Raw genomic sequence first — 19916 nt, 5'->3', positions numbered from 1 at the left:
AATCGCCGTCTTATTTCTATTATTCAAAATTTAATGATTTTATGCCGGGAGTCGAACCCTCATGACCCTTGTGAGTTATAATCTGTCGGTCCCGGCGAGCCGCGAGCGGTCGGATTTTCTTAACGCGCCGTTCGACCCGCTGGCCTTCGAAGAAGTGCTGGAGAGAATCCGCACGATCGACGAAACATCGCCTTTCAAATATATCGTTACGCCCAATGTCGACCACGTCGTGCGGCTCAACCGCGATTCTTCACTTCGCGAATACTATAGCAAGGCCTGGCTTTCACTGTGCGACAGCGCGCCGATCTCCGCATTTGCCCTTCTGCTGTGGGTTGATCTGCCGATCGTCACCGGATCGGACCTGACCGAAGCGATGTTTCGCGAGGTCATTCGCGATGGTGACCGGGTGACCCTGATCGTCGCCAACCAGCAGGTGGCCGATCGTGCGATGCAGACTTTTCCGCATGTCTCGTTTCGAACCATGGTGCCGCCGCAGAACCTCGCCTGCAATCCGGATGCCATGGAAGCCTGCATCGACTTCATTGCCTGCGAACCTTCGCGCTTCACCTTCATCGCCGTCGGCTCCCCGCAGTCCGAACGGATTGCTTGCGGGCTGACGACGCATCCCGAGGCGCGCGGCCTGGCGGTCTGCTGTGGCGCATCGATCGAGTTCCTGGTCGGCATGCAGAAGCGGGCGCCGCATGTGCTGCGTGGATCCGGCTTCGAATGGCTGTTTCGCATGGCCAACGACCCCCGCCGCCTGTTCAAGCGCTATGCCTCGACCGTTGCTCCCCTGCTGCGGCTGATGGGCGCAGAAGTGGTCAAGACCGTTCGCGGCCGGCGTTAGCCGCCGATGCACGCGATAAGGGACGGTGCGAAACGCAACCATGGCGACAACGGCGCTGCCGACCGCGCCAAACCGCGCGTCCTCGTCATCGCGGAGGCGGCCAATCCGGAATGGACCAGCGTCCCGCTGATCGGCTGGAGCCTGTCGACTGCGCTTCGACGCCATGCGGATGTTCTCATCGTGACGCAGGTGCGCAACCGTGACGCCTTTCTGCGGCAGGGTCTCGTTGAAGGCACCGATTTCGTCGCGATCGACAACGAACATGTGGCGCGGCGCACGAACCGGCTGGCCGATGTCCTGCGCGGCGGAAGCGGAAAGGGCTGGACGATCGTCACAGCCATGGAGGCGCTCGCCTATTACAGCTTCGAGCAGGCGGTGTGGCGTCAATTCCGCGGCCGGCTGTCTGCCGGCGAGTTCGATCTTGTCCATCGAATCACCCCGCTCAGCCCGACAAGCCAGAGCCTGCTGGCCCGCAAGCTTCGCCGTCTCGGCATTCCCTTCGTGATCGGGCCGCTGAACGGCGGCCTTCCCTGGCCGAAAGCATTTGACGGCGTGCGCCGCAAGGAGCGCGAATGGCTCGCACCGCTGCGCAAGGCCTATCAGCTGATGCCGGCCTACAAGGCGACGCGCCACGATGCGGCGGCGATCATCGCCGGCTCCTGCCACACCCTGTCGGAACTTCCGACCACTCTGGCTGATCGTGCCTATCTCATTCCCGAGAACGGGGTCGATCCCGCCCGGTTTCAGCCGCGCGTGCGGCCTCTGGACAGCGGGCCGCTGCGCCTCGCCTTTGTCGGGCGGTTGGTGCCCTATAAGGGCGCTGATATCTTGATCGAGGCGGCCGAGGCGTTTTGCCGAAACCGGCAGGTCGAGATCCTCATCATCGGCGATGGTCCACAGCGCGAGGAGCTGGAGGCGCTGGTGGCGGCGCGCGGGCTCGCTGCCCATGTCACCTTCGCGGGCTGGGTGCAGCATGACGCGCTGGCGGCCCGGCTCGCCGGATGTCACTGCCTCGCCTTGCCCAGCATTCGCGAGTTCGGCGGCGGGGTGGTGCTGGAGGCCATGGCGCTCGGCATGGTGCCGGTGGTGGCGCGTTACGGGGGGCCGGCGGAGCTGATCGATCCGCAATCCGGCATCGCGGTTCCCTTTACCGACCGGCAAAGCCTCGTCGACGGCTTCGAGGCTGCGCTCGCCGGGCTTCTTGCAGAGCCGACCCGCCTCGAGCATCTGAGCCGCGGGGCAATCGCGCGAATCGCCAGCACCTTTACCTGGGACGCCAAGGCACAGCAGATCCTCGCGATCTACAATTGGACCCTGAAACGCGCGTCGAAGCCAAGCTTCGCATTCTGACACAACGGCTCGATCAGGCACGGTAGGGCAACAGGAGGTTCGACCTCGCTGCGGCCGAGCGCGTCGCCATCGCTCACCCGGTCGACCGACACGCTGACATGATTCAGTCGTCGCGCGATGAGACTGATTTTTACCGCGGCGTGCGATTCGATTCGGCGATGGCGAGGAAGAACCACAGGGCGGCCGTCGTGGCGATCGGCTGCTGGACGGTATATTCCTGCTGCATGATGACGCCGGGATGCTCGATGAGAAATTCGAGATAGGGCATGGAGAAGCGCGGCGGGAAGATGCGGCGGGCCGCGGCGTCCTCGTCCGTGCCCGATTCCGGCAGAGGCGACCATGGGGGGCCGAAGACCCAGCCATAGGCGGCCTGGCTCTGGGGGCCGAACCCATAGACCGTGATGCCGCGCGGCGCCGCCACGCCCATGGCGCGGTGATCCTCTTGCAGGGGATGCAGGATCTGGCGGGTTCCTGCGCCGGTGGTGAAGCTGAGGCCCACCTGATTCGCGCCGAGGATGACGGCGGAGGTCTGTTCCATGATGCGCAGGAGCTGATCGTCCGGCTGCAGCCGATAGGCTCGCATGAAGAGCTGCACCATATTGTAATCGGGCGCCGTGCCTTGACCCCAGCCGGCGGGCGCGCCGGGATGCTTCATGCTTGGATAGGCCAGTGCGTCCTGCGCCTTGCTGACCATGCGCGCTTCGTCCAGGAACTGCTGACGCAGCCGCCCCTGCAGCGTCAGATCGCCACCGGGGCTAGAGAGATAGTCCCAGGCACCATCCGCCGTGTGGGCGTAGATCGACAAGCCGCCGGAGACCGCCGTTTCGAACACCGTCTTGAACTCTGCCTCCCCGGTCAGCCGGAAGAGCGACGCTGCTGCCGTCGCGCGATATTCGCCGGCGTTCTTCTGCAGTGTCTCCTTCAGCGTTTCCCACGGCGTTTCGGCGAAAAGCCCGGTTTCCTCCCCCGCCGCGATGGCCGCAGCGTAGAAGCGGTCGGGATCGGCAAAGCCGGCCTCGCCGGCCTTCCAGGCGGCGCGCGCGCTTGTTGCGTAGAGATCGGCGAGCTCGGTCTTGCCGATCTCGGTCAGAACACGCGCAAGACGGGCGGCGACGGCGGCATATTTGAAGGTCGAGACCACATCCGGCGCGTAGGCGAAGACGGCCTGATGCTCGAGATAGCTTGGCTCACCAAGCAAAGGAAAGCTCGCGCTTTCGATGCCGCCGTGAATGCTGCCATCGGGCGCCTGCAGCCGGCGAAAGAAGTCCATGGGCCAGAGGGCCTCATTGATCAGATCCGGCAGGTCTCCGGCTGCCTTGTAGGCCGGATCGTCGAGCACCTCGGACGATTGCGGGACCTTGACGCGCCGCTCGCGCATCGCCTCCGGCATCCATTCGAAGACATCCAGCAACAGCGAGGCGATCTCGACATGCTGGATCCGCCGGTCCCAATCGCCGGCGTCCATATAGCCGCCCCAGTAGGTCTCGGGCGCGGCCTCTTCAGTGATCCAGCCGGCTTCTGCCCCTTTTTCGAGGGAGAGAGGTCCGCCGAATTCCTGCGACCAGGCGAGAGGCAGACGGCTCTGGTGGATCGTCAGACCCGGCCCCGGACGAAACGCTGCCGGCCGCGTATAGCCGAAGCGTCCATCGAGAGCGATCCCGCTGCGATGGTTGTAGAGCCCGGCCAGCGACAAGGCCCCGAGGTCGAACCAGGTCTCGGGAGAAATGGCGATCGGATCGGAAACACCGAGGCCCGGAATGGCGATTCGATAAATTCCGGAGGCAGCAGGCGTGAAGCGCGAATAGTCGAGTTCGAAGACATAGGTGCCGGATCGACCACTGGAATAGGCCAGCGTCGCCGTGCCCTCGCCGTCGAAGGCGCTTGCGATCGGCCCTTTCACGTCGGACAGAGCAAAATCATCGGGTGTCGCGTCGGCCACGGTCGCGAAGGTGGCGCCGGCGTCCTGATCGCCGCCAATCCCTTCGAGAGCGATCCGGTCACCCGCCTTGAACCCGTGGCCCGGCGCAAGAATGCGCACCGGATCCGTCTGTTCGATACCGCGAACGGCAACACGCGGACTGCGAACATGGGTATAGTCGCCGAGCGGCTCGGCAACGCCATTGCCTGGCTCGGGATCCTTCGGTCCCTTGCGCAGCGTGATCGCACCCTCGAAGACAGCCTTGCCCGACGCGTCGACCACACGGAAGCGATCGAGCCCATAGCGCCGAAAGTCGACCGCGCCGTCCTCCGGGCCGCCGGGCAGCCAAAGGCTGAGGAAGGCGGTCTTCGCGACATCGCCTGCCGTATGGCCGACCTGGGTGGTGCGCAGCGCGATGGCGCGTGTTGCGGCAGGGTCGTAGGTGAAAGCGGCTGGCGGCAGCATCTGCCGCGGCCAGGCAATCGAATAGGTGCCGGGCTCCAGCGGCCCGTCGAGCTGGAGGTAGAGATAGTGCTTGAAGCTCGCCCCGGTGCGCGACGCACCGCCTTCGCTGTAGAAGCCCGAATCGTAGGGAACTGATTTCCGGAAGACGTCAATGACCTTATGGCCGCCGATTGGGCCATAGGCGGAGGCGTCATCGGCCGCAGCGCGGTCGAGGCGGATCGACGGCGGCGTGTCGGGGAGGCGCAGATGATCGCGCTTCGGCCCGATGACCATGCCATAGCCCTGTGCGCTGTCGATCCAGCTTCCGGCGGGGGAGGACACCGGCGTCGGCAGCGTGACGATGCGCCCGCGGCTGTAGGCGGGCTCACGCAGCTCGACCGCCAGGATATCCGGCGCAGCAATGGTGATCTCCTCGACGCGCAGCCCGTCCGCAGCGGCAGCGAGGCGCGGCACGATGGACAGATAGGAAAATATTAGCGATAAGAAAACCAGACCAACGCGAAGCGCAGGCCCACCTTGGGCGGACCAGGCCGCGCAGGATCGGATCACGACTGAACGGACGAGCATAAAAGCAAAACATCAAATAATCGAAATAGATATTGACAGTACGGCCATTCATCATGCGTTCGCAAGCATGAATCTGGTTGTCAACGATCACGTGTCTGTGCCAGCGTGTCGGCCGGTGTGGACGCGGCTTTCCCTGTCGGAAGCCGCCAGCTTGAGTGAATCTTGTTCGGAGTTGGCTCAATGAGCGATGATACCATCACACTCGCGACCGCGCGTGCCACATTCGAGGCGGCGGCGGCCAATATCCCTCCGGCTCCACCCTATTCCGGCTCCGGCATCGTGATCTGCGCCGGAGGACCGTTCGTGCCGAGCGCCTACACAGTCGTTCGTCTGCTGCGCGACAAGGGTGTCACTCTCCCGATCGAGATCTGGTACGCAGGACCGGACGAGATGCCCGACTGGGCAGCCATGGCCTTCGAGCCGTGGAATGTCGCCCTCAACGACGTGACACCCTATTACCCCGGCCGACCGGTCAAGGAATTGCGCGGCTGGCCGATCAAGCCGGCGGCGTTGATGAGCAGTCGCTTCCGTCACGTCCTGTTCCTCGACGCAGATTGCTTCCCGCTTCGTGATCTCAGCTTCATCCTCGAGTCCAAGGAATACGAAAGCCACGGCGCACTCTTCTGGCCGGACAACAAGCATTACAAGATGACGGAGGAGGGAACCATCTGGGACCTGACCGGGATCGCCTATCGCGGCGATACGGAATTCGAGACAGGCATCTTCGCGCTGGACAAGGTCCGTCACTGGCGCAGCTTCTACATGACCCAATGGCTAAACAACCACAGCACCTTCTGGTATGACCATGTCATGGGCGACAAGGATACGTTCTATCTCGGCCTTCGCGCCTTCGACGCCCCCTACCTGCTGGCGCCACCGTGCAAGCGCTATAATGCCATCGTCACGCGCCATTTCTGGCATGACGGCACACCGCTCGTCGATCATCGCACCGGGACGTCAAAATACAGCCTTCCGCGCCGCAAGGGCCCGGTGTCTCTCTATCTGGCGCCCTACAAGCATCGCTCGCAGAAGAAGAACATCTATGACGAGCTGATGCAGCGCTTCATCATTCGCGAATTCCGCCAGCATATCGTCTTCTTGAGGGAGCTCGGCGACGTGCACGCCCGGTGGCTCAAGGAACAGGTCGGTGCTCGACAATCAGCTGCTTGATATTTCTCTCAACAGCCAAAACACAGACAGCACCGGCCGGCTCGAAGAGGGCGACCTGCAAATCGAGCGCATCCGGCAGCGTGATCCGCGGACGATCATAGCCGTCGGCCAAGCACACCTGCTGCAGGCCGGCGGGAAGTCCGAGGCCATTGGCCTTCAGGATCGCCTCCTTCGCCGTCCAGAGACGCAGGAAACAGCGCTCCTGCGCCTCCCCTGCCCCCGCTGTGTCGACCAGCGCGCGTTCCCTGGCGGTCAGCGCCTCCTCCATCACGCCGCCATCCGGCGCGCCTCCCGACAGCGGCTCGACATCGATCCCGACCGCCACATCCCAACCGATTGCCACCGCGACGTGCGACCGGGCATGGGACAGAGAGACTGACAGAGCCTCGTATCCAGCCAGGAAAGGTCGGCCGCCCGGCGCATAGGCGAGCGTAAGCGCCTTTCCGGGTTCTCCCATCAAGCGCAGGACGGCGCGTCTCAGCAGCCCATGCGCCATGGCATAGGCAGCCCGATCATCCGGGCGGCGAAGGCGCGCCATGGCTTCGCACTCGAACGCCGAAAACCCGGTCCAGGCTTCAGCGGGACGATCGACCTCAGCAAGGATTGCCAGGGCCGTTCCCGGCCCCGGCTGCGCATCGCACGACTCCGCCATAAGGCGCTGCAGCGCCTGCGCGCCGAACCTGCCCTCAGCCGTCGAGACGGCCACCGCGCCGGCCCTCCAGCATGGCGCGCCGCCGCGAGGCGCGGTCGGAGACGCTGCTGAGCTGCTGCTGCAGCCCGTCGCGCTGGCTCCAGTGGCCGGCCAAGGCCGCAACGGAGGGATATTGGAACAGATCGGTGATGGTGGAATCCGGCGCAATCCGGGCCTTCAACTCGCCATGCGCCCGCACGGCAAGCAGGGAATGCCCGCCGAGCGCGAAGAAATTGTCCGAAATGCTAATCTGCTCCAGGCCGAGGACGCGGCGGAAAACCTCGGCGATCTCGCGTTCCATGATCGTGCCCGGCGGCGTGTACGCGGCCGGCGCCGGTGCAGCGGCGGCCTTCACCGCGGGCAGCGCCTTGCGGTCGACCTTGGCATTCGGCGTCAGCGGGAAAGCCTCGAGCCAGACATAATGCGCGGGCACCATGTAATCGGGCAGGGACTCGCGCAGCGCCGCGTCGATCGCCGCCTCGTCCGCCTTGCCGCCCGAGGCGCGGAGATAGGCCACCAGCCGCGCATCGCCGGCGCGGTCCTCGCGCAGCATGACGACCGCCTCGGCGACCCCGTCCTGGCTGCTTAACGCCGCCTCGATCTCGCCGAGCTCGATCCGATAGCCGCGAATCTTTACCTGATGGTCGATGCGCCCGAGGAAGTGCAACGTGCCCTCGCGGTCGAAGCGCACCAGATCGCCCGTGCGGTAATAGCGCCCTGGGGCGAACGGGTTCGTCCGGAACCGCTCGGCCGTCAGCTCCGGCCGGTTGAGATAGCCGCGCGTGACGCCATCGCCGCCGATGCAGAGCTCGCCCGGCTGCAGCGGCGGCACCGGCCGCTCATCGGCATCCAGAACATAGAGCTGGGTGTTGGCGATCGGCCGGCCGAGCGGCACGACGCTGCCGGTGCTCTCGGCGACCGCGGTCGCCGACCAGATGGTCGTTTCGGTCGGGCCGTACATGTTGAGAATATGCGCCGAGGTCGCGGCCTTCAGCTCCTCGACAAGAGCAGCCGGGAAGGCTTCGCCGCCGATGAACAGATGCTCGATCGAGGAAAGAGCGGCCCGATTGTCGGCATCCAGCAGGAACATGCGCGCCATGGAGGGCGTGCACTGCAGATGCGTCACGCCATGCGCCCGCACGGCATCCGCAAAGCCCTGCCGCTGCGAGGGCTGATGCGCCCGCGATGCCGCACGCGCCTGCCGCTGGATGAGGTCGGCGAGGTGCACGAGACCGGTTTCGACCGTGGCATTCGCCAAGCCGAAATCGACCAGGCAGGCGATGTCATCGACGCCGGCTTCGGAGACCTGCTCGATCCGCCGCAGCCCATCATCCACCGTGCCGAACAGGCCGCTGTCCTCGAAATAGCGCAGGAAGGCGAATTCGAGGATCGCCTCCAGATCCGCCTCCGAGAGCGACTGAAGCTCGAGGCCCGAGGGCTCCGCCACCCCCTCCGGACGCTTGAAGGCCGGGAAGACCCAGGCGTAGTTCTTGATGAGCGCCGTGGCGCTGCGCAGATAGGAGGTCATCGGCCCGCGCGCCTGTGCCTTCACCACCTCGCGATCCTCGCCAAGATGGGTATGCAGCATCAGCGTCACCGTATGCGCTTTCGGATCGAAGCCATGCGCGGCGAGGCTTTCGCGATAGGCCTTGATCTTGTCGGAAAGCTCCGCGATCGACTGGCCGAGCAGGTGGGTCAGGATATTGGCCCCAAGCCTGCCGGCCTCGCGATAGGTCTCGATATTGCCGGCGGTGGTGAGCCAGATCGGCAGTTCCGCCTGCACCGGGCGCGGCTGCGTGGTGACGGCGACCTTCTTGTCCGGCGAAAGGTCGAACTCCACCGCCTCGCCACGCCAGAGGCGCTTGACGACATCGATGTCGCGCAGCATCGCCTGCTTGTTGCGGGGAACGGCGTTTTCCGGCCGCAGAATGAAGTCTTCCGGCATCCAGCCGGAGGCGAAGGCGATCGCCACGCGGCCGGCGCTCAGATTGTCGATCATCGCCCATTCCTCCGCCACGCGGGCCGGATGATGGAGCGGTAGCACGCAGCTTCCGGCGCGGATCTTCAGCGTCCGCGTGGTCACGGCCAGAGCGGCAGCGGCCACGGCCGGGTTCGGATAGGGGCCGCCGAACGCGTGGAAATGCCGCTCGGGCACCCAGATCGAGTCGAAGCCGTGCGTATCGGCAAACTGCGCGCTCTTTAAAAGAAGGCTGTATTTGTCGTCGCTCTTCGCGTCGTCCGCACCCCAGAAGAACAGGCCGAAATCCATTTCCCGCGCGGCCGCACGGCTGCGGGACATCTCGCCTTCGGCAACCAGACGCGAAGCCTCGGATTCGAAGATCACAACCTTGAACCCGCGGGTCAGCGTCCAAAGAAGCTCGAGCACGGAAATGTCGAAGGACAGGCTGGTGACCGCCAGCCAGACAGGCTGCCGGTCTTCCGGCACTGCGATCCGGTCGTCCATGCCGGCGAAGAAATTGACCGCATTGCGGTGTTCCACCATCACGCCCTTCGGCCGGCCGGTGGAGCCCGAGGTGTAGATGACATAGGCGAGATTGACGGCAGTGGCCGCGGGACGGACGGCGCGCACCGCCTCCGAGCGCGGCGGCAGGCTGTCGACGCAAAGCGCCGTCACATCCTTGGCTGCCAGAGCGCGGCGATGGTCGAGATCGGTGACGACGATCCGCGCGCCGCTATCCTCCAGCATATAGGCCAGCCGATCGACCGGAAAATTCGGATCGAGCGGGAGATAGGCGGCCCCGGCCTTGTGGATCGCCAGCATGGCCGCCACCATGTCCGGCGAGCGGGACAGATAGAGGCCGACAATCGCATCCGGTCCGGCGCCGAGATCGACGAGCGCCTCGGCGATCTCCTCCGCCCGGGCATCGAGCGCGGCATAGGTGAGGCTGTCGCTGCCCATGGCGACCGCCACGGCATCGGGGGTGCGCCGCACCTGCCGCTCGAAGAGGTGGTGCACGCAGGCAGCGGTGTCATAGTCACGCGCCGAGGCGTTCCACTCGATCAGCAGTCGCCGCTCGTCGTCCTCCGTCATCAGCCGCAGATCGCCGAGCGGCTGGTCCTTGGCGAGGAGCGAGGCGGACAGCGCCGCCAGGGCGTCGACATAGGCCTGCGCACTCTCGTCGGACAGACGGGTGGCATCATAGACGAGATGGTCCCCGCCGCCCTCCTGGGGCAACAGCACAAATTCGAGAATGCGGCCAACCGGCAGCGCCTCCTCCGACCGCGCCTGCCCGACGCGCAGGCCGACCGAGAGCGTGGACGTCGAGGCTTTCTCGGAAAGCTCCGGCAGACGCAATGGCAGATCGACCGGATAGGACTTGCCGCGACCGAGGTCGGCGAGATGACCCTCCAGGGACGATGCGAGCGCAGAGACGGCGGTCTCCGCCGTCAACACCATGCGAAGGGGCAGTTCGGACGAGAGCGTTCCGGCACTGCCGCTGGCGACGGCATCGAGGGCCGGATCGGAATAGGCGAGGCTGAAGTCGCCCTCCCCGGAAAGGCGGAACAGCAGCGCCGCCACGGCTCCAGCGCGTGCGCTCGCCGACCCGCGCTCGGCAAACCGCAGCGGAAGGGTTCGTACCGCCCGCCTTTCGCCGGCCTCGCGGAAATCGGCGAGCGTCAGGTCGCGCGCATCGAGAAGCTTGCGACGGAACCGTCCCTCCTCCGCGACCGCATCGGCGATCAGGGCCGTGATGCGGGACCGATCGGCCTCGGAAAGCACCGGAAGACGGTCGCCTGCCTTGACCACGGCGGTAAGATCGGCCGGCAGCTTCCCGCCAAGGCCAGCAAGCTCCAGGGTGACCAGGTGGTCTGCAGCCGCGACGGTCAGACGGGCGCCAGTCACCGAGGCCACAGATCCGGGCGGGAGAACGGTCGGCTCCCCGCACTCCAGCCGCACGACACGGTAGGTACCGCCCGGCGTGACGATCTTTGGCGTAACGAGCGGATTACGATAGCCGACCCCGAAATCGAGCGCCCGGACGAGCCGGTCCAACTCCTCGGAAGGCTTGCCGAAATCGAGGATGCCTGCGGCGTCCGGCCGGCGGTCGCGCGCATAATAGCGGCGCTCGGAAAAATCCTGCGGCGTATCGGCCAGCGTGCCGCTCTCGATCCCGTCGACAACCTCGGCGAAACTGCGGATCCCCGCCTCGAAGCAGCGGCTGTTCAGGGTGAACGCCGTGTCGTCGGGCTGGATCGGGAAAACGGCGCGCGCGCAGATGCCGCCCTCGTCAATGCCGCCGGCGATGCGATGCCAGGTCACGCCGTGGTCTTCGCGGCCTTCGAGGATGGCCCAGGACGGCGTGTTCAGGCCGGCGAGCCAAGGCAATGGCCCATCGTGAAAGTTGATGGCGCCCTGCCGAGCGCGGGCAACCATGTCGTCCGGAATGATCCGCAGGTTGGAGATGCTGAAGAGCCAGTCGAAGCCGGTGTCCGGCAGCGGGTTACCAGCCTTGCGCGCCCAGTCCCGAACGGGGAGATCATGGGAACGCGCCCATTCCTGCAGCCGCGGATTGGAGGAAAGAACCTGCTCGATCCGGTGGCCCCGCCTCAGGAGGATTTCGCCGCATTCGGCCACGAGCCACTGCTCGCCAATGATTACGCAACTGAACACGACTTAACCCCCGGAATGCCGAGATAGAATGAATGGAATATTGCAGGAGTGAATGACGGTTTCCCGCCGGACGTCAATATGACGGCGCAATTTTGAGGTGCGGAAAGCACAGCTCCCTTGAAAAATGGCTAACGGTGTAACCTTTCGATTGCGCTCCATGAAAAAAAGAATAATTTCTTGAGAGCTGACGTAGAGCGGCTTTAATATAAAACTTTAATTACCTGTTTTCGATGTAAATTCTGTAATTGCGTAGGTGAATGATGGCCGGTCCTATGGATGATGCCTCGCCCAGTGATATTGCGATCGTTGGCATGGCGCTGCGCGTCCCCGGCGCGTCGACGCCGGATGCGTTTTGGCACAACCTCAAAGAGGGCGTGGAGTCCGTCCGGACCCTCTCGCGCGAGGAGCTCGAGGCGAGTGGCGAGGCGGCGGAGCTGATCGACCGGCCGAACTATGTTGCGCGCACGGCCGAACTGCCCGACATGGAAATGTTCGACGCCGATTTCTTTGGCATGAGCCCGAAAGATGCCGCGATCATGGATCCGCAGCATCGCCACTTCCTGGAATGCGCCTGGTCGGCGATGGAAGATGCCGGTCTGGTGGCGGACAGGCAGGACGGGCCGATCGGCGTTTTTGCCGGCTGCGGCATGGGCAGCTACTTCTACTTCAATCTCTGCAGCCAGAAGCAACTGGTCGACGATGTCGGCATGTTCCTGCTGCGCCACACCGGCAACGACAAGGATTTTCTGGCGACGCGCGTCTCCTTCGCCTTCGACCTGCGCGGCCCGAGCGTGACCGTCCAGACTGCCTGCTCCACCTCGCTCGTCGCAGTGCATCAGGCCTGCCAGAGCCTGCTCAACGGCGAATGTGACGCGGCGCTGGCCGGCGGCGTCACCATTGAACAGCCGCACCGCCGCGGCTATCTTGCCCAGGAAGGCGAGATCCTTTCTCCCGACGGCCATTGCCGGCCGTTTGACCATCGGGCCGCCGGCACCATCTTCGGCAGCGGCGCCGGCGTGGTGGTGCTCAAGCGCTTGGCCGATGCCGTCGCCGACGGTGACGTGATCCACGCGGTCATCAAGGCCACGGCCGTCAACAATGATGGCGGTCAGAAGTCCGGCTATCTGGCACCGAGCGTCACGGGCCAGGCCAGTGCGGCGATCGAGGCCATGGGCATGGCCGGCATCTCCGCCGATACGATCCACTATGTCGAATGCCATGGCACGGGCACCTATCTGGGCGACCCGATCGAAATCCAGGCGCTGACCGAGGCGTTCCGCCAGTCGGGCGGGGCGAACAGCCGCTGCTATGTCGGGTCGGTCAAGAGCAATATCGGCCATCTGGACACGGCGGCCGGCGTCGTCAGCCTGATCAAGACGGTGCTGGCCCTCAAGCATGGCCAGATCCCGCCGACGCTCGGCTTCGAAAAGCCGAACCCGGCCATCCCCTTCGACAAGGGCCCCTTCCGCGTCGCCGACCGGCTGCTGCCCTGGCCGCAGGCAAGCGGCCGCCGCCGCGCCGCCGTCAATTCGCTCGGCGTCGGCGGAACGAATGCGCATGCCATTCTCGAGGCGTATGAGCCCCTCCCGGTTGCAAAAAGCGGCGAGGATCAGGCGATCCTGCTGCCTCTGTCCGGGCGCAGCCGCGAGGCGGTGATCGCAAACGCGCAGAGGCTCGCCGACGCGTTTGAGATCCACCCCGAACTTCGGCTCGACGATGCAGCCTATACGCTCGCCAAGCGGCGCCGGCCCTTCGATCGTCGCGCCGTTCTCGCCGCGCGCGATCGCGCGGATGCGATCGCCGCCCTGCGGGCGGCCGATCCGCGCCGGCTGGTGATCCACGATGTGGTCGCGACGCCAGGGCCCGTGGTCTTCCTTCTGCCCGGCGGCGGCGCGCAATATGCCGGCATGGCGCGGGAGCTGCATCGCTCACAGGCGGAATTCCGCGGCTGGGTCGAAGAAGGCCTCGGCTATCTGTCGCTCGAAACGGCGCAGCGCATCCGCGGCGCCTGGCTCTTCAAGGAAGGGACGCGCGCCGAAGCGGACGCGGCCCTTCAACCGCCCTCGATCCAGCTTCCGGCGATCGCCATTCTCGAGGTGGCGCTCGCGCGGTTGTGGATGTCGAAGGGCGTGAAGCCGGGCGCCCTGCTCGGCCATTCCATGGGCGAGAACGCCGCCGCCTGCATTGCGGGGGTCATGAGTTTCCGGGACATGGTGCGCCTGGTGCACCTGCGCGGCCGCTTGTTCGAAACCGTGCCGCGTGGCGGCATGCTGGCCGTGTCGATGCCAGTGGATGCGTTGCAGCCGCTGATGCCGGGCGATCTCAGCCTTGCCTCCGTGAATGCGCCGGGGCTTTGCGTCGTGTCGGGCGCGGACGAGGCGCTGTCGCGTTTCCAGGCAGTGCTGGCCGCGCGCGACATCGACTGCAACCGCGTGCCGATCGACATTGCCGCGCATTCGCACATGCTCGACGGCATCCTGGCGGAGTTCGAAGCCTTTCTGCGCACGATTGCCTTGTCCGCCCCAGCCATTCCGATTCTTTCCAACGTAACCGGGACCTGGCTGACGGAAAGCGAAGCGCGCGATCCGCTCTATTGGGTGCGCCACCTGCGGTCGACCGTCCAGTTTTCAGCCGGCCTGGCTCTGCTGGCGCAAAACCCCCAGCACATCTATCTCGAAGTCGGGCCGGGTCGTGTCCTGTCGTCGATGGCCAAGCTCCAGGCGGGGATTGCCGCCAATCAGGTCATCAACAGCCTGCCGCACCCGGCCGAAGAGATCGCCGACGATCTCTCCTTCCTCTCGGCCCTTGGCCGTCTCTGGGCGGTGGGTCTCGATGTCGATCCGGCGGCGGGGCTGAGCGCGCGCCACGTGTCCCTGCCCACCTATGCCTTCCAGCACAAGCGCTACTTCATCGAACGGGCGGCTCCGGCCGAAACCCGCGCCGAGCCGAAGCTTCAGCGGCAGGACGACATGGCCGATTGGGGTTTCGAGCCGGTCTGGAAGCCGACCTATGCCGAACCTCTCGCAGAGCCTGAGACGAGCTGCTGGCTCGCCCTGACGGACGGTGCGGCGACGACCACGGCCGCGCTGGAGCGGCTGCGCGGCCTCGGCCATACGGTCATCACCGTCCGGCGCGCCGACGCCTTTGCCCGGTTCTCCGCGACCGAGTACGGCCTGTGCGTCGAAGATGGCGAGGAGGCCTATCGACGCCTGCTGGACGCGATCAAGGAGGACGGGTATCGGCCGACACGCATCCTCCACGCCCTCCTGGTCTCGCCGATGAGCACGATCCGCATGGGGGCGGACCGGTTCCTTGCCCATCAGGATTCCGGCTTCCTCAGCCTGTTCTCGCTGGTTCGGGCGCTCGACGCCGTCGGCATGGCCGATGCGATGCACATGGACGTCGTGACCACCGGCATGCAGTCGGTAGGGTCGGAAGACCTGCCCTATCCGGAAAAGGCGCTGATCCTCGGCCCCGCGCTCGTGATCCCCAAGGAATATCCCGGGATCACCATCCGCCTCATCGACCTCAACGACGGACAGGTGGCTCCGGCTGCCCGGCCACGCTGGGCAATCGGCCGGTCCGCGCCCCTCGCGCCCCAGTCGGACGAGGCGGCTCTTCTGTGGGACGACCTGACCTCGAATCCGTCCAGCGAGATGATTGCCTATCGTAATGGAAAGCGGTGGCGGCGCGACACGCGCCGGCTCTCCCTTGCCGAACGCGCGGCCCCGCGCGTCTCCTTCCGTACGCGCGGCGTCTACATGCTGACGGGCGGCCTCGGCGATATCGCTCTGACGCTCGCCACCGATCTCGTCGACCGATACGACGCCGCGATCATTCTCGTCGGACGCAACCCGCTGCCGGAGCGGGAGCAGTGGCCGCTCTATCTCCGGCTCTTGCCGGAAACGGACTCGATCGTGCGCGCCATCCGCGCCATCGCGCCGCTCCTGGAGCGCGGAGCACGGATCCTGACGTTGAAGGCCGATGTGACGAGCGTGGACGACATGACCGCCGCGCGCGCCAAGGCCGAGGCGGCATTCGGGCCGATCAACGGTGTGCTGCACACGGCCGGCGTCGTCAAGGACGACCTCATTCCGATGAAGACGCTGCAGGACATGGATGCCGTGCTGGCGCCGAAGGTGCACGGCACGCTGGTGCTCGACCGCGTTTTCGAGACCGCGGAGCTCGATTTCCTGGCCCTTTTCTCCTCCACGAGCTCGGATCTGGCACCTGTTGGCCAAGTCGATTATGTGGCCGCGAATGCCTTCCTCAATGCTTACGCGGACAGCCGCAAGGGGCACCCGACCCGCAGCACGGTCGCCATCCACTGGGGCATCTGGAGCGATATCGGCATTGCCGCCCGGGCCCTGGCCGCCCGGGAGCTGCCCGGACACGGCGAGACGGTCGTCGAGCCGGCCGACGGGCCCGTCTTCGAGCATTGGGTAAAGGACGGGGAAGGTCAGTCCTGGCTGGAAGTGGCGCTGGGCGCGAAGACGCATTGGTTCATCGACGAGCACCGCCTGCTCGACGGATCCGCCGTCGTTCCGGGCACGGCCTATCTGGAATTCATCGTCCAGGCCGTGCGCGACTATGGCTTCACCCTGCCCGTCAGCCTGACCAATCTGCGCTTCCTTCAGCCTGTCTTCCTGGAGGACCGCCAGACGCGCCGTCTGCGCGTGCGGCTGAAGCCCTCCGGCGGCGCTTATCAGGTGCTGATCGTCGCCGAGACGGGCGACGATTTCGTCACCGTGGCGGATGCGCAGCTGCAGACGCGCGAGACGGGCAAGAGCGGCCGCCTCGCCTTCCCGCACGACTGGGATGGGCTCGATCGGTCTCTCGCCACGTCCCCAGCAATTCCTTCGATCCAGGAGGATCGCATCCGTTTCGGGCCGCGCTGGCAGGTTCTGCGGCAGGTTCGCACGCAGGGTCAGTCCCTCCACGCGCGCCTCGCTCTGCCGGGCGCCGGAGAGGACGACGTCAAGGCAGGTTATGCCCTGCATCCCGGCCTGATGGATATCGCTACCGGCTCCGCACTCGCCCTTCTGCCGAACGAGGCGCTTGGCGACGGTCTCTGGATCCCCGTGGTCTATGGCCGTCTCGACGTCTACCGCGCGCTCCCGGCCGATCTCGTCGTGGCGGCGACCCGCTCGGACGACGACCAGCCGGACGGGTTTGCGAGCTTCGATATCGAGCTCTTCGATCTCGACGGGCAGCGCGTTGCAAGTGTCGGCCAGTATGTGATGAAGCGGCTGGACGGCGACGACGCCTTCGCGCCGTCGGCCCGCACCGCAGGCGAAACCGGCCGCCGCACGCGCGCTGCAGCGACCGCCTCCGCCGAACAGACCCGCCTCGCCCGCACGCTGCGTTTGGGCATCCGCCGGGCCGAAGGCCTGACGGCTCTGGAGCGGGCGCTCGCCACCGGACGCAGCCAGCCGATCGTGACATCCATCGATCTCGCAGCGCTCACAGAGGCGGCGAAGCCCGACGCATCGCAGGAGGCACGGCCCGTCCGCGCGTCCCTCGACGCCGATCCGGGTGACGGCGCGCCCCGCAGCCCGGTCGAGCAGACGCTGACGGCTTTCTGGAAAGACCTGCTCGGCGTCCCGCATGTGGGCCTGGATGACGACTTCTTCGAGATCGGCGGGCACTCCCTCATCGCAGTCCGCCTGTTCCGGTCGATCAAGAAGGCGTTCGCCATCGATATCCCGATGTCGGTTCTGTTCGAAGCGCCGACGATTGCCCAGTGCGCGCGGCTGATCGAAGAGCAAATCGGCACCGAGCCCGCGACTTCGCCGCCGGCTGGCGGCGCGGAGGCTTCGGCCGGCGAACCGGCGCGGACCAAGGCGCCGGCTCTCTCCACCCGCCATGCCGTGCTGATGTCGCCGCGCGACCGGCAGGGGACGCCGCTCTTCATCTGCGCCGGCATGTTCGGCAATATCCTCAACCTTCGCCAGCTTGCGCTTCACCTGAGCACCGATCGGCCGGTCTACGGCATGCAGGCCCGCGGCCTGTTCGGCGGCCTGGCGCCGCATGAAACCTTCGAGGACATGGCCGAGGACTATCTGGCGGAAATCCGCCAGATCCAGCCGAGCGGCCCCTATTACCTCGCCGGCTTCTCCGGTGGCGGCCTGGTCGCCTATGAAATGGCGCAGCGGCTGACCGCAGAGGGCGAGACGGTTGCCCAGGTGGTGATGCTTGACACGCCGATTCCCGGCAACGCCGTGCTCTCGCCGCTCAGCCGGCTGGAGATGAAGATCCAGGATCTGCGTCGCCATCGCCTGTCCTTCTTCTCCAACTGGGCGATGGGCTATGTGCGCTGGTTCCGCGAAATCCGCGAGCGGCGCAGCGGGCTGCGGTCGGAAACGGGGGAAACGCAGTTCCACAATCGCGACATCGAGGCGGCCTTCTATCGCGCGCTGGCGCGCTATGTGATCAAGCCCTATGCCGGACCGGTCCTGCTGCTGCGGCCGAAGCTCGAAGTGCTCTACACGCTGCGCGATGGGCGGCGGATCCAGGGCGGCCGCAAGGAGGCGCGCGAGGACAATGGCTGGTCGCCTTTCATCGCCGATCTGACCATTCACGAGGTTGCCGGCAATCATGACAGCATGGTGCTCGAACCGCAGGTTCGCGGTTTGGCAGCGCTGATTAAGCGCGTTCTGGTGGCAACCGAGACGAAGCTGCGGCAGGCGCAGAGCCCCGGCGCAGAGCGGACGGCGGAGATCGAGACCGCCACCGCCGCGCACAGTTCAAGCACCAGCCGTCCGGAGGGCGTGGCATGAAGTTCGTCGTCCTGACCATGGCCCTTGTCACCATCCTGCCGGTGACGATCCTGTCACGCCGGTACGATGCGATCTTTCGCGTGCTCTGGTTCTGCCTCGGCTGTTTCCCGTTTCTGTTGAGCGCGATTCCGTTCTTCGACATCGGCATCCTTTCCTGGGGCGATCAGTGGATCGGCTTCGTGCATGGGGTCGAAGTTTCGGCCGTCGATTTCGTGGCGATCCTCTGCTTCCTCTCGCTCAAGCGGCCATGGCTCGCCGTCTGGCATCTCGTCCCGCTAATGCTGTGGATTGCGACGGCCGCGATCTCCATGACGCAGGCGCCACAGCCGATGGCGGCATTTTTCGGTGTCTGGCAGCTCCTGCGCGTCCTGCTCGTCACGGCCGTGGTCGTCTCGGCCGTGGAGGACGTGCGGGTTCCGTTCCTGATCTTGAAGGGCATGGCGCTCGGCCTGTTCCTGAACGCGGCGGCCAGTATCTGGCAGCATTTCGGCCTTGGCCTTGCGCAGTCGCCCGGCCTGTTCGTGCATCAGAACACGCTCGGCATGATCACCCATTTCGTGCTCTTCCCGCATCTGGCGCTGCTGCTCGCCACGAGGCGCGAGAATCTCTACGTGTCCGGCACCGTATTTGCCTGCCTGCTCGTCGTGGTGCTGACCGCCTCGCGCGCCACGGTGGGCTTCGCGCTGGCCGGCGTCGCCTTGACCTATGTCGTGGTCTTCCTCTCCGGCGCGACGCAGCGGCTGATTGCCATTGCGCTGGCGGGCACGGTCTGCGCGGGCCTTCTCGCGCCACTCGCCGTTTCCGCCTTCAACAGCCGCTTCGACAAGTCGCCGCTTTCAGAAGACGTGTATGACGAGCGCGCCGCCTTCAACCGCGCCGCGCTCTACATCTTCCACGATCACCCGTTCGGCGTCGGCATCAACCACTATGTCTCCTTCGCCAAGGATGGTGGCTATGCCCAGCGTGGCGGCGTGGCGGACAACGAGACCAACCGCAGCAACATCGTTCACAATGCCTACTGGCTGTCGGCAGCGGAAACAGGTTTCCTGGGCCTCATCGCCTTCTCGCTGACCCTGCTCTCGGCCTTCGTTCTTGCGGCGCGCTCGGCCTTCGCCATCCCGAACTCGACCTATCGGGCGCTTCTGTGCGGATTTCTGGTCGCCATCACCATGGCGTCCATCCACTCGACGCTGGAATGGATCATCTTCATCAAGGACGTCCAATATGCGCTCGGCCTGACCATCGGTCTCGTCTCGCTCGTCGCCGTGCAATCCGCCGCCCGGTTCCGACGGACAAGACCGGCTCACGCTTTCGGAAATTTACCATCCTCCATCACTTTGTTGGAGAGACGCCTGGCGTCGTCTGGACTCGCGGTCGGGTCTCTTAGTAAAGTAAACAAGCAGTAAATTCTCATTGCTCGATACTTAAGACGCATTTCAGTACATCTGGCAGAGCATGCTCGGCCTTCATTTTAGTGCAGCAGCTCTGGAGACCAT

General features: G+C 65.5%; 8 protein-coding genes and 3 pseudogenes. 5 read left to right on the top strand and 6 right to left on the bottom strand.

Going from position 1 to position 19916, the window contains the following annotated elements; genetic code table 11:
- Positions 1 to 61: 61 nt before the first annotated feature.
- On the top strand, positions 62 to 847 hold the full coding sequence (locus tag U8330_RS22085) for a WecB/TagA/CpsF family glycosyltransferase (RefSeq protein WP_323107734.1): 786 nt from the start codon (positions 62 to 64) through the stop codon (positions 845 to 847).
- Between the two features lie 6 nt (positions 848 to 853).
- On the top strand, positions 854 to 2197 hold the full coding sequence (locus tag U8330_RS22080; protein WP_323107733.1) for a glycosyltransferase: 1344 nt from the start codon (positions 854 to 856) through the stop codon (positions 2195 to 2197).
- A gap of 130 nt (positions 2198 to 2327) precedes the next feature.
- On the opposite strand, the gene U8330_RS22075 is transcribed toward U8330_RS22080, so the two are convergent.
- Entirely contained in the window at positions 2328 to 5033 is a 2706-nt protein-coding gene (locus U8330_RS22075) for a glycoside hydrolase family 9 protein (protein ID WP_323107732.1), read from the bottom strand.
- 294 nt (positions 5034 to 5327) lie between these two features.
- On the opposite strand from U8330_RS22075, the gene U8330_RS22070 reads away from it, so the two are divergent.
- The gene (locus tag U8330_RS22070; protein ID WP_323107731.1) at positions 5328 to 6317 is read left to right on the top strand and encodes a hypothetical protein; all 990 of its coding nucleotides are present in this window, start codon (positions 5328 to 5330) and stop codon (positions 6315 to 6317) included.
- On the opposite strand, the gene U8330_RS22065 is transcribed toward U8330_RS22070, so the two are convergent.
- The 5 genes and pseudogenes from U8330_RS22065 to U8330_RS22465 form a co-directional block, all read right to left on the bottom strand.
- Positions 6280 to 6969 carry a 4'-phosphopantetheinyl transferase family protein gene (locus tag U8330_RS22065; protein ID WP_323107730.1) on the bottom strand — a complete coding sequence of 230 codons (690 nt, stop codon included), beginning with the start codon at positions 6967 to 6969 and terminating at the stop codon, positions 6280 to 6282. The two genes, U8330_RS22070 and U8330_RS22065, sit on opposite strands and share 38 nt — an antisense overlap.
- A 34-nt stretch (positions 6970 to 7003) precedes the next feature.
- Positions 7004 to 7309 carry a phosphopantetheine-binding protein gene (locus U8330_RS22480; RefSeq protein WP_416236959.1) on the bottom strand — a complete coding sequence of 102 codons (306 nt, stop codon included), beginning with the start codon at positions 7307 to 7309 and terminating at the stop codon, positions 7004 to 7006.
- A 90-nt stretch (positions 7310 to 7399) separates the two neighbouring features.
- Positions 7400 to 9259, bottom strand: a pseudogene (locus U8330_RS22475) (MupA/Atu3671 family FMN-dependent luciferase-like monooxygenase); the annotation flags it as partial.
- 129 nt (positions 9260 to 9388) lie between these two features.
- A pseudogene (locus tag U8330_RS22470) lies at positions 9389 to 10750 on the bottom strand (AMP-binding protein); the annotation flags it as partial.
- A 411-nt stretch (positions 10751 to 11161) separates the two neighbouring features.
- Positions 11162 to 11605: pseudogene (locus U8330_RS22465) on the bottom strand (formyltransferase family protein); the annotation flags it as partial.
- 293 nt (positions 11606 to 11898) lie between these two features.
- Here U8330_RS22465 and U8330_RS22055 point away from each other — a divergent pair.
- Positions 11899 to 18420 (top strand): polyketide synthase, encoded by a 6522-nt coding sequence (locus tag U8330_RS22055; RefSeq protein ID WP_323107728.1) that lies wholly within the window; start codon positions 11899 to 11901, stop codon positions 18418 to 18420.
- A complete protein-coding gene (locus tag U8330_RS22050) occupies positions 18417 to 19826 on the top strand; it encodes an O-antigen ligase family protein (RefSeq protein WP_323107727.1) in 1410 nt (469 codons plus the stop codon). The genes U8330_RS22055 and U8330_RS22050 overlap by 4 nt, the downstream gene beginning before the upstream one ends.
- Positions 19827 to 19916 lie beyond the last annotated feature (90 nt).

Source organism: Rhizobium sp. CC-YZS058 (assembly GCF_034720595.1).
GTDB lineage: Bacteria > Pseudomonadota > Alphaproteobacteria > Rhizobiales > Rhizobiaceae > Ferranicluibacter.
Note: the sequence above shows the minus strand (reverse complement) of the source record. Positions and strands in the feature narration are given on the sequence as shown.